We start from the raw sequence: 11195 nt of genomic DNA, 5'->3' as shown, positions 1-11195 counted from the left end.
TGTTCCCATTCCGAACACAGAAGTTAAGCCCTCTAGCGCCGATGGTACTGCTAACGCGGGAGAGTAGGTCGCCGCCAGTTTTTTTTAAAACCTCATACATTTATTTGTATGAGGTTTTTTTGTGACCAAATCCTAAAGGCTAAAGAATCCAAAAGAAAATAGATAATAGACCGATAGATGAGAGACTAAGAGAAAATAAACTGATGAGAATAGAGGAAGAGAGAATAGACGAAAGACGAGTCTTATTCCTGCAAACTCATTTGTTTTATAAGAATCAATACCCACCTTTCTAGCCCCGATGGAAGTGGCATCCTTTTTCTTTTTTGAATAGGCAAAAGCACCGGCAAGAAGAAAAAGATAAAATGAACAGCGGGTGTAATCTTCTTAATAGTACTAACCTAATCGCTCCCTAATAATAATGCGGTAGAAGTGGAGAGGGTACAATTTGAAACAAAATATATTTTTTGTCATCATTGTTAGAGGTTGTAATATTCATAACAACAATTAAACTTCCATCCTAAGGTGAAAGTTTAATTGTTTTGTTCTATGGATTTTAAAATTTTAAAATAATGCTATTAGATAAAAATAATTTGAGTAGCATCTCCACCAGCTCTTGCATAAAAGTCTCCCACAGTAAGTATACCTTCAACTTCGGGGATTAAATCTTCTTTTTTTAGCTCAAACATTTCCATCGCGAGTTTGCAAGCCCATAATCTACACCCAGAAGCGGAAAGAATTTCTAGAAATTCTCCAATCGGTGGAATGTCGAGTTTTTCCATTTTCGATTTCATCATTTTAGTGGCCAAAGCTTCCATTCCAGGTAATCCGCCCAACATGGTCGGCATGTGCATTGCAGGATTTCCTACTGTTGCAACGTGAATATTGTCGATGGTTTTTTTGTTGATGGCTTCAAGGCCAAAGAAGGTGAAGAAAATTTCACTTTCCATGCCTTCCATTCTAGCGCCATTTGCCAAAATAAATCCGGCATAAATATTCTCTAAGGTCCCTTTAGAAATAATCACCATTATTTTTTCTATGGGCTTCAAGTTTTTGTCCAGATCTGCAAGGGGTGATATTTGCGTAATTGTTTCCATACTTTTAATTTTTAATTCTGTTAACGTTTATATACAGCTTTTCGGTTTTGGTATTCCCGCATATTTGCTAGAAATTTTCAAAGGTCCTTTCGGAAATAAGGCGTAAAACTCTTTGATGTCTACAACCCCTGATTTTCCAACACCACGAATGGTTAAAGCCGCATCATTTTTTTGTTGGTTTCTTAGATAGTCCAAAACTTCGAAATGTCTGGGTGAAAGTTCAATGTCTGTTTCTTTGGCTAATTCCTTAGCAATATCAACATTCCATTGGTTCATGTCGGTTAAATAACCTTCTTCGTTCACACTTACGGTGAATCCTGCAATTGTTTTTTCCATTTTAATTTTATTTTAATGTTAAACTTCTTCTTCTTCGAATATTTTTCCAGCTTTGCTCATTTTTGGAGTAATGAAAGGTAATTTACGCGCAGGAAGGAGCATATTCCAATAAACCCATTTAAAGGCCATTTTTCCGAAATGGTTAAAGGCACTTTCTTCCAAAAGATTCAGTGGTCCTACAACGGCGAACGGGAATTTTCCTCTCAGTGGTTCTGTATCATAATTAAAGTCAATGAGGAGCGCTTTTCCTTTTCCAGTTTCAATGAAACAGTTTGCGTGTCCATCGAAATCTGGTTGCAAAGGTTTCCCTGCGATATAATTTAAAATATTTTCCGTTAAAATTTCTGCCTGAAAGTGTGCCACTGAACCCGCTTTGGAAGCCGGAACATTCGTAGCGTCACCAATCACGAAAATATTTTCTTTTACTTTTGATTGCAGCGTATTTTTATCAGTAGGTACATAATTCAAATCATCCCCGAAACCTGAACGCAAAATACATTCGTCGCCCATATTGGTTGGAATGGTGACCAATAAATCGAAATCTACCGATTCTCCTCCATACTCAAACATTTTTCCATTTGCTGCTTCGATGTGTTCTACGGCAAAATCTGGAACGATTTTAATGTTTTTTTCTTTTAACAAATATTCAAGCGTTTTTGTACTTTTTTCTTTTGTAAATGCCCCAGAAAGTGGTGTAACATAACTAATCTCCACTTTGTCCCGCATCCCTTTTTTAGTGAAATAATCATCGGCTAAAAAAGCAAATTCCAAAGGTGCAACGGGACATTTTATAGGCATTTCGGTAATATGAACGACCAGTTTTCCACTTTCCCAAGTTTCTAATTTTTTGGCTAAAGCACAACTTCCTTCGAAGGTGTAAAAATCGAATATAGATTTGTACCAATACTCGTCTTTCATGCCCAGAACTTCTTCCGGTGCAGTTTTGCAACCCGTTGCGATAATTAAAATATCATAGCTGATTACTTGGTCATTTTCCAAGAAAACGGTATTTAAATCTTTATCAATTCGATCGATTTTTTCCCGGATGAGTTGTACTCTTTTAGGTAAAAATTCGTCGATGGTTTTTTTTACATCTTCTGGTTTATAAGTCCCGAAGGGAATAAATAAAAATCCAGGTTGGTAATAATGAGTTTTGTATTGATCGACCAAAGTAATGCTCCACTCTTCGGAAAGTTTTTTGGTAAGTTGATTCGCCATTATCGTTCCGGCGGTTCCTGATCCAAGGATTACTAAATTTTTCATGGATTTTATTTTTAATGTTAAATTAGGTTGACCCTAACTTTTCTACTATAAAGGTACCGCTAGAAAAAAGGAATTTGTGTGACAAAGGTTACTTAGGGGAACTGACTTTAATCAGCATTTATAAAGAATAGAAGCCTTGGTAATGATTTGCAATTCAAAAGCTTAAAGACATAAGTCACGAATAATTTTTAATTTTCTTAGTGCTTCGATTGTATTGAAAAAAAGTATTTATTGGAAGAGATTTTAGGTTAGAAAAGCACAAGATTTAAGATGTAGAAGTAAGAGATTTAATTTAAATTCGTCTTGTTGGAGGGTTGTCCTGCAACTCTAATTTAAGTATATTTGAAATCCATTACTAACAATAAATTAAAAAGAAATGAAAAAAATACTAGCATCTCTAGTTTTCGCCGGAGCATTTGCAATAGGAAATGCACAGGTGAAAGCTCCGCAACCAAGTCCTTCTGCCACGGTAAAACAAACCATCGGACTTTCTGAAGTGATGGTGGAATATTCTCGACCATCGGCGAATGAGCGAAAAGTTTTTGGGAATTTGGTTCCGATGAATAAACTCTGGAGAACCGGTGCGAATGGTTCTACCGATATCACTTTTAAAAATGAGGCGAGTTTTAATGGAATAAAAGTTCCAGCCGGAAAATATGCTTTATACACCATTCCTTCTAGTTCTGAATGGGAAATAATTCTTTATAAAGATACGGAACAATGGGGTGCGCCGAAAGAATTAAAAGAGGATCTAATTGTAGCAAGAACAAAAGTTAAAGCAGAAAAGAATCCCGTCTTTGTAGAAACTTTTTCCATCGATTTTAGTAATTTGAGAACGGACAAAGCAGATCTTGCTCTGAGTTGGGAAAATACGCGGGTGAAAGTTCCTATCGTAATGGATTCTAAGAAAGAAGTGTTAGAATCCATTGAGAAAACTTTAAGCTCGAAAGAGGCAAAAGGATCAGATTACCACCAGGCGGCGAGTTATTATTTCCAAGAAAAAATGGACATGAAAAAAGCCCTGGAATATACCGAGAAAGCAAACAAACTCATGCCCGATACTTTCTACATGCTAAAGTTACAATCTGAAATTGAAGCTGCCAACGGCATGTATAAAAAAGCCATCACCACCGCCAATAAATCTATGGAGCTGGCCAAGAAAGCCAGCAACGCAGATTATGTAAAAATGAATAGCGATAATATCGCGAAGTGGAGTAAGTAGAACTTCGGTTGTATTAAAAATAGAAAAGGATTCCAGATTTTGGGATCCTTCTTTATTTAAAGTAAGGTTTATAGAGTAGTGTCCTTGTTAATCAACTGATTAGCAAGGATTTCTTTTGTATTAATCTATTTTCAAAATCGAAGAAATTGCTTGTTATTTTTTAATGAATGAATAATTGAAAATTCTTTTTAAGGCGTTTATGTGGTTTATTACCAGTTGTAGTATTGACAACAAAATTTAAAATTTACGACAGTTCAAATATGATAGTATGAATGTTAAAGAAAAGCTAGGTAAGCGAATTAATGAATTGCGAATAGAGAAATCTTTATCGCAAGAAAAGCTTGCTTTAAAAGCAAATATAGATAGAGCTTATATGCATTTGATTGAAAAAGGGAAAACTAATGTTTCGATTGAATTGATTGAAAAAATTGCGATTGCCTTGGATATTAATATTAGAAATCTTTTTGATGAGAATATTTAGAAAACGTAAATAAAAGATGAAAGGTAAAATAAAAGTTGCAGAGCTATTTGCAGGTGTTGGAGGTTTTAGACTTGGACTTGAAGGATGGAATGGGAAATCTTCATCAACAAACTATAAAAAAAAATTAAAGACGAACTACGAAATTATTTGGAGTAATCAATGGGAGCCATCAACAAAATTGCAACATGCTTCTGATGTTTATGAAGAACGTTTCGGAAAAGACCACCATTCGAATATAGATATTGCTTTAGTGAATATTGAACAAATGCCTGATCACGATCTATTGGTTGGAGGATTTCCTTGTCAAGATTATTCCGTAGCAACAACACTTAAAAACTCTAAGGGTTTAATTGGGAAAAAAGGTGTTTTGTGGTGGTCAATACATAAAATTCTTTCAGAAAAAGAGAATAAGCCTAAATATATTTTTCTTGAAAATGTTGATAGGCTTTTAATATCTCCATCTGGACAGCGAGGTCGTGACTTTGCAATTATTTTGAAAAGCTTAAATGATTTAGGATATGCAGTTGAATGGCGAGTTGTAAACGCAGCTGAATTTGGAATGCCACAAAGACGAAGAAGAATCTTCATTTTAGCATACTTAAACAATTCCGAAATTTTTAAAAGTATCAAAAACATTGAACCAATAGAATGGATTGTAGAAGATGGGACTTTAGCAAATGCACTACCGGTATCAATTGAAAATTCTTTGAAACCAAAAGTTTTCACATTAAAAGGAGATATCGTTTCAATTTCTGAAAATTTTAATATTGGAGGTAAAAAAGGGTTGTTTGAAAATTCGGGTTTGATGATTGATGGGAATGTAACTACCATTAAAACTCAACCAAATTATGAAGGTAAATTTTCAATTTTAAAAGATTTGATAGAAAACGGAGCAGTCTCGGAAGAGTTTTTTATCAATGAAGAAGATATGGACAAGTGGAAATATTCGAAAGGTGCCAAAAAAGAAATGCGAAAAAATGCAGATGGATTTGAATATAATTACAGTGAAGGCGGAATGATTTTCCCAGATTCTTTAGACAAAGCATCACGAACAATAATTACGGGAGAAGGTGGGAAATCAGCGTCAAGATTTAAACATGTAATTCACACATCTAAAGGTTTTAGAAGATTAACTCCTGTTGAATTGGAACGGTTAAATATGTTTCCTGATAATCATACGAAAATGGATGGAGTTACAGATACAAAAAGAGCTTTTTTTATGGGAAATGCTTTGGTTGTTGGTGTTATTGAAAAAATTGGAATTGCATTAAGTCAAAAAATATATAATCAAAATAAAACACTTAAAAAATGATTTTTCAAGAAACAAAAGAATCTAAAGCTATTTGGTATGATGAAAAACTAACAGTTTTCCCAGTTTACCAAATTCCCCTCGAATCGATTATTTACAACAAGTATAATGGAAGGATTAAAAGCGCTATTCTATCTTATGAATCAGGTAGAGGGAAAAAGCTAGATCCAAAAAATCCAGACGATAAAAAAATTATTGAAAATTATTTATTTGAATCTGCTGAAAATCGCAACGAAAAGACATTGCAAAGTCTGAAAAATTATGGACAGCAAGAAATTGGAATTGTAACTAAAGATTTAATTGTGATTGATGGAAATAGGAGGTCATCCTTATTAAATAAATTGTTTAGAGAAGGACACGATGTTGATTATTTTAAAGCAATTATTTTGCCTGATGATTTAGAAAATAACGTAATTGAAATAATAAAGTTAGAAACTAATTATCAGATGGGAGTTGATAATAAAGTTGAATACAAACCAATTGAAAAATATCTAAGATGCAAAGAATTAATTGAAGAATATTCGGTTCCAATCGATGAAGTAGCTAAATTAATGGCGGAAAAAAGCACGCGAATTATTCAATGGATGAGTATACTTTCTTTAATGGAAGAATATCTTTTTTACTTAGATAGTCCAAATGTTTACACAAGACTTGATAAAAAAGAAGGTCATTTTGTTGATTTAAATAATTATTTAAAGCAAACAAATAACAATGCAGAATTAAAAGAAGTTTACTTTGATTTTATAAGACTTGGTTTACCTGTTCAAAGAATACGTGTAATTGGAAATCCAAAAGATAATCTAAGTTTATTTGCAAATTCCGGATTGTGGAAACCATTTTATGCTGAACATATTTCTATAAAGCGAACCTTGATTGAAACTAAATTTCAAGAAGTAAAAAATGATAATCCAGAAATGTCAAATGAACAGATATTTGGCAATATTGATAGTTTTTTTAAAGAACATCTTTTTAAAGAACTAGTTAATAATTTTGTACAAGGAGAAATTGCAATTAAGGAGCTAAAAATTAAAGTTAGTGTTAAAATTGAACTTCAAAAAATTTACAATTTTATAGTTAAAATAAATACATCAGAACTTTATGACATTGATAAAGAGGATATAAAAATTTTGCTGAATTCTATTTGGAAAGAATCACAAAGCAAAGAAAATTTACTGTAAATGATTTCACATATAAAAGATCCAAATTCGGATAAATGTATTGTGTTTATACATGGATTAGGAGGGGGACCAAATACTTTTACTAAATTTTCCATCTACTTAGATTCTAAATGGGATTTAAATTATGGAATAATTTTATTCTTTTTCTCATTTTATAAAAATATATTCAATTCCAAATTCTTAATAGTGTTTCCAAATTTTATTTTATTATTTTTAAAAGCAGTTTGGTCAAAAAGAAATCTTGAAAATGCAAATAAATTGAAGGTTTATATTGATAAAAATTGTAGCAATAGCAATAATATAGTTTTGGTGGGTCATAGTATGGGAGGATTAGTGGCAAGGCAATTTTTAGTTAATTGTAAGAAAGATAATATTGATATAAGAAATATTAGGATGTTATGCACATTTGCAACACCACATAATGGTTCTCAATTTGCCAATTTTCTTTCGATTATCAATAAAATTCCTATACTGAAAAGTTTGTATCTTTTTTTAAGTAAAAAATTTAACTATAGATTATCTCCGCAAATAGGGGATTTATCATCTTTGAGTTATTTTTTGGATAAACTAAATAAGGATTGGCGTGATTATAATCTTGAAGCAGAGTTAGATTTCATAAGAATTGGAGGAACTAAAGATTGGTTGGTGAAAACAAATAGTTCTAACATGCATAATGATGATTTGAACAATGTTTTCTATTTTGATTATGGTCATTCACAATTAATTACGCCATTAAAAAACATGAAAACTTTTGCTCCTATAGATAAATTTATAGAGAAAATAAATTTGTTAGAAATTCAAGAAGAATATTTTGAAGAATTAGAAGTTGAAATTGATTACGATAACGAAGATTCAGATGAAAATATCTATTAAATTAATTGTATATGAATCTTTCTTATAATCCAAATAATAAAAATTCTGTAATAGAATATGCAAAAAAGCTAAAAGGAAAATCATTGCGCGAAATTTGTGACCTTGATATTTTAGAGCATTCTTATTCAGGAAAAGGAAATTTCGGTCAAGTTTTAGAGAAATACTATTTTGGTTACGAACCAAATTCAATTGCAGACGCGGATTTTGCTGAAATTGGAATGGAACTAAAATCGTCACCTTTAAAACAATTGAAAAACAGAGAGTATCGTGCTAAAGAAAGATTGGTTTTAAATATCATTAATTATTTTAATGTTGTAAAGCAAGATTTTGAAAATAGTGATTTTATCAAAAAAAATGCGAGCATTCTTTTAATTTTCTACCTGTATAAGGCTGGCTACAATATCTTAGATTTTAAAATAAAATTGGTTGACGAATGGAATTTTTCATTAACTGATTTAGAAATTATTAAGCAAGATTGGGAAACAATTACAAAAAAAATCGCAGAAGGTAAAGCTCATGAACTTTCAGAAGGAGATACTTTTTATCTTGGAGCTTGTACTAAAGGAGCAAATTCTTTTTCAGTTAGAAAGCAACCATTTTCAAAAATTCCTGCAAAACAGCGAGCATATTCTTTTAAGCAAGGTTATGTTAATCATATTATCGCAACAATTGCAAGTGAACCAACAGAAATCTATGGTAAATTAATTCCATCAGCTGGTATTGCAAAAAAGAAAACAATTGAGGAAGTTGTAATTTCTAAATTCGTTCCTTTTTACGGAAAAACAGAAAATGAAATTCTTGCCATATTAAATTTTGACTTAAACAAGAAAGCCAAAAGTTTTTATGCAAATTTAACCAAAGCCATTCTTGGTATTTCTATTGACAAAGAAATTGAAGAATTTGAAAAAGCCGAAATTATAGTAAAAACGGTGCGTCTAAAAGAAAATGATTTACCTAAAGAAGATATTTCTTTTTCGAATTTTAAATATGAAGAACTTGTAAATGAAGAATGGGATGATTCTGAATTTAAGGATATTCTAGAACATAAGTTTCTTTTCGTTTTCTTTCAATTTGAAAATGAAAAATTAGTTTTAAGAAAAGTAAAATTTTGGAATATGCCTTATTTAGATTTACTAGAAGTTGAAAAAGTTTGGTTGAGAACGCAACAAATAGTTGCAAATGGAGAAATTGTTAAGGAAATTAAAATAAATAAAAATGGAGAACATATCCGTTTTACAAATTTTCCTAACAAAAAATTTAATTCAATTTCTCACGTTCGACCTCACGCAAAAGATTCTGCAGACACTTATCCTTTACCGCAAAAAGATTTAATTACAAATGAATTACACTATACAAAACATTGTTTTTGGTTGAATAATAATTATGTAAGAGATGAAATTTATTTAAAGTAATTGAATTAATTAAACATCTTAATGTAAATATTTTGTTTATTATATCTTAACTTTCTTCATAAACGGCTCCAAAATCCCCGCACTCAAAATCATCAACAAACACCCAATCGGATTCAGCCACAAAAACTCCAACTCAATTAGCTCTCTCACATCTAAAAAGTAGAGGAGAATAATGATGGGTTCTACAATCAAAATACTCCACATCGTAGCTTTTCCGCCGATTTTTGGGAAGAGAAAGGCGATGGCAAATACGCCGAGAATAACTCCATAAAATAAGGAGCCTATGATATTGACGGCCTGAATTAGGTTTTCAAATAAACTGGCATTCACCGCAAAAAAGATGGCGATCATTCCCCACATCAAAGTAAACAATCGAGACGCATTCAAGTATTTTTTCTCCGAAATATTAGGGGCGAAATTTCTTTTGTAAATATCTACCACGGTCGTGGTCGCCAAAGCATTGAGTTCTGAAGACGTTGAACTCATCGCTGCAGAAAGAATCACGGCGATCAATAATCCCACAATTCCGGTCGGCAAGTAATTGAGAATGTAGTAGATGAAAACATAATCTTTGTCATTGGATTCAATTTCTGGAGCTGCTTTATCAATCAGGTCTTTTACCTCTTGGCGAATCGTAATTTCTTTCGCTTGCAAGACTTTTAATTCCGCCATTATTTCTGGAGAATGATCAGCTTTCCAGGCGATTATTTTCTGTTTTTTATCTTCGTGAAGTTGGTTGAACTCCGTATTCAAAGCGCGGTATTCGGTATTGTTTTGAAGTTTTTGAGAGAGTGGATTAAAGTTCAAAGGCGTTTTTTCGAACTGGAAAAAAACGAAAACCATGACGCCAATAAAGAGGATAAAGAATTGCATGGGGATTTTGAAGAGGCCATTAAAAAGCAATCCCAATCGTGCTTCTTTTAAACTTTTGCCCGTTAAATACCGTTGAACCTGACTTTGATCCGTACCGAAATAACTTAAAAAGAGAAAAGTTCCACCCAAAAATGCGGACCAAATATTGTAGCGGCTGTTGATATCAAATTCAAAACTCACGGGATTAATTTTCCCCATCGCACCAGAATACAACAGAGCATCGTTCAAATTCATGGGCAAATTTTCTACGATGAGATAAAAGGCTAAAAACATCCCAATAAAAATGACGATCATCTGCTGTTTCTGCGTCTGACTAACCGCTTCTGTTCCACCAACCAAAGTGTAAATCGTCACCAAAGCTCCGATCACAATATTGGTGAGCATCAGATTCCAACCCAAAATAGTGGACAGAATAATAGCTGGAGCGAAAATGGTAATTCCAGCCGCCAAACCTCTTTGGATTAAAAACAAAATCGCTGTTAAAATTCTGGTAGACAATCCGAAGCGTTTTTCTAAATATTCATACGCCGTTAAAACGTTCATTTTAAAAAACTTAGGAAGCACCCAAACGCACAAGATAACCATGGCGATGGGCAATCCGAAATAAAACTGTACAAAGCCCAAACCGTCATGATAGGCTTGTCCGGGCGTTGATAAAAAGGTAATGGCACTCGCTTGAGTCGCCATAATGCTTAAGCCGACCATCCACCACGGATTGGTTTTTCCGCCTAAGAAGGATTCAGTTGTTTTTACTTTCTGCGATTTGTAGATGCCATAAATCACAATAAAAAGCAACACGAAAATGAGAACTGCCCAGTCTAAATTTTTCATTTATAGTAATTTTGAAAGAGAAGCATTGCCACCATCATCGCAAAAGTGACCACCAATAATGAAATATAAAGCTTTTTCCAGTTCGTTTTTTTTTCTTCTTTCATATTTTTTATTTTTTTGGCAGCTTAATTTACCCTGAGCTTGCCGAAGGGCTCCCGCTTTTTTAATTGCTGGCTTCTACAAGCTCAGCCATCAATAAAAAAGAGCTCCGTTCAAGTCCGGGCTGCAAAGATTCGCCGCTAATTCCGTTTTTTGCCATTCCGAAGGAATCTCTACGCCATGTAAATTTAGCAGTTTAGGTTCCTACGGAATGACAAACTCAT

At 32.9% G+C, this 11195-nt stretch carries 10 protein-coding genes and 1 rRNA gene; 7 read left to right on the top strand and 4 right to left on the bottom strand.

What is annotated here, in order from left to right:
• A 5S ribosomal RNA gene (gene rrf / locus RCH13_RS11380) occupies nt 1-80 on the top strand; the annotation flags it as partial.
• 495 nt (nt 81-575) lie between these two features.
• Here rrf and RCH13_RS11375 read toward each other — a convergent pair.
• From RCH13_RS11375 to sqr, 3 genes are read right to left on the bottom strand one after another with little or no spacing between them, the layout of a single operon-like run.
• A complete protein-coding gene (locus RCH13_RS11375) occupies nt 576-1094 on the bottom strand; it encodes a DsrE/DsrF/DrsH-like family protein (RefSeq protein ID WP_326987364.1) in 519 nt (172 codons plus the stop codon).
• A 27-nt stretch (nt 1095-1121) separates the two neighbouring features.
• Complete coding sequence (locus tag RCH13_RS11370) at nt 1122-1430, bottom strand: TusE/DsrC/DsvC family sulfur relay protein (RefSeq protein WP_326987363.1); 309 nt, start codon at nt 1428-1430, stop codon at nt 1122-1124.
• A gap of 18 nt (nt 1431-1448) precedes the next feature.
• Complete coding sequence (gene sqr, locus RCH13_RS11365) at nt 1449-2693, bottom strand: type III sulfide quinone reductase, selenoprotein subtype (RefSeq protein ID WP_326987362.1); 1245 nt, start codon at nt 2691-2693, stop codon at nt 1449-1451.
• Between the two features lie 376 nt (nt 2694-3069).
• Between sqr and RCH13_RS11360 the strand changes: the two genes are divergently transcribed.
• From RCH13_RS11360 to RCH13_RS11335, 6 genes are all read left to right on the top strand, one after another.
• Nucleotides 3070-3915 carry a DUF2911 domain-containing protein gene (locus tag RCH13_RS11360; RefSeq protein ID WP_326987361.1) on the top strand — a complete coding sequence of 282 codons (846 nt, stop codon included), beginning with the start codon at nt 3070-3072 and terminating at the stop codon, nt 3913-3915.
• Between the two features lie 268 nt (nt 3916-4183).
• A complete protein-coding gene (locus tag RCH13_RS11355; RefSeq protein ID WP_326987360.1) occupies nt 4184-4396 on the top strand; it encodes a helix-turn-helix domain-containing protein in 213 nt (70 codons plus the stop codon).
• 16 nt (nt 4397-4412) lie between these two features.
• Nucleotides 4413-5708: a DNA (cytosine-5-)-methyltransferase gene (dcm, locus tag RCH13_RS11350; RefSeq protein ID WP_326987359.1), complete on the top strand. Its 1296-nt coding sequence runs from the start codon at nt 4413-4415 to the stop codon at nt 5706-5708.
• A complete protein-coding gene (locus tag RCH13_RS11345) occupies nt 5705-6883 on the top strand; it encodes a hypothetical protein (protein ID WP_326987358.1) in 1179 nt (392 codons plus the stop codon). Before dcm ends, RCH13_RS11345 begins: the two co-directional genes overlap by 4 nt.
• The gene (locus tag RCH13_RS11340) at nt 6884-7756 is read left to right on the top strand and encodes an esterase/lipase family protein (RefSeq protein WP_326987357.1); all 873 of its coding nucleotides are present in this window, start codon (nt 6884-6886) and stop codon (nt 7754-7756) included.
• An 11-nt stretch (nt 7757-7767) separates the two neighbouring features.
• A complete protein-coding gene (locus RCH13_RS11335) occupies nt 7768-9168 on the top strand; it encodes a Sau3AI family type II restriction endonuclease (RefSeq protein ID WP_326987356.1) in 1401 nt (466 codons plus the stop codon).
• Between the two features lie 39 nt (nt 9169-9207).
• Here RCH13_RS11335 and RCH13_RS11330 read toward each other — a convergent pair whose 3' ends face one another.
• The gene (locus RCH13_RS11330; RefSeq protein ID WP_326987355.1) at nt 9208-10872 is read right to left on the bottom strand and encodes a sodium:solute symporter; all 1665 of its coding nucleotides are present in this window, start codon (nt 10870-10872) and stop codon (nt 9208-9210) included.
• Between the last annotated feature and the right edge of the window lie 323 nt (nt 10873-11195).

This window comes from Chryseobacterium sp. MP_3.2 (assembly GCF_035984805.1).
GTDB lineage: Bacteria > Bacteroidota > Bacteroidia > Flavobacteriales > Weeksellaceae > Kaistella.
Note: the sequence above shows the minus strand (reverse complement) of the source record. Positions and strands in the feature narration are given on the sequence as shown.

Bases quoted from the DNA above. Each gene is read 5' to 3' on its own strand.
- RCH13_RS11375 (WP_326987364.1), bottom strand. From the start codon at position 1,094: ATGGAAACAATTACGCAAATATCACCCCTTGCAGATCTGGACAAAAAC.
- RCH13_RS11335 (WP_326987356.1), top strand. From the start codon at position 7,768: ATGAATCTTTCTTATAATCCAAATAATAAAAATTCTGTAATAGAATAT.
- RCH13_RS11355 (WP_326987360.1), top strand. From the start codon at position 4,184: ATGAATGTTAAAGAAAAGCTAGGTAAGCGAATTAATGAATTGCGAATA.
- RCH13_RS11370 (WP_326987363.1), bottom strand. From the start codon at position 1,430: ATGGAAAAAACAATTGCAGGATTCACCGTAAGTGTGAACGAAGAAGGT.
- RCH13_RS11360 (WP_326987361.1), top strand. From the start codon at position 3,070: ATGAAAAAAATACTAGCATCTCTAGTTTTCGCCGGAGCATTTGCAATA.
- dcm (WP_326987359.1), top strand. From the start codon at position 4,413: ATGAAAGGTAAAATAAAAGTTGCAGAGCTATTTGCAGGTGTTGGAGGT.
- RCH13_RS11330 (WP_326987355.1), bottom strand. From the start codon at position 10,872: ATGAAAAATTTAGACTGGGCAGTTCTCATTTTCGTGTTGCTTTTTATT.
- sqr (WP_326987362.1), bottom strand. From the start codon at position 2,693: ATGAAAAATTTAGTAATCCTTGGATCAGGAACCGCCGGAACGATAATG.
- RCH13_RS11345 (WP_326987358.1), top strand. From the start codon at position 5,705: ATGATTTTTCAAGAAACAAAAGAATCTAAAGCTATTTGGTATGATGAA.
- RCH13_RS11340 (WP_326987357.1), top strand. From the start codon at position 6,884: ATGATTTCACATATAAAAGATCCAAATTCGGATAAATGTATTGTGTTT.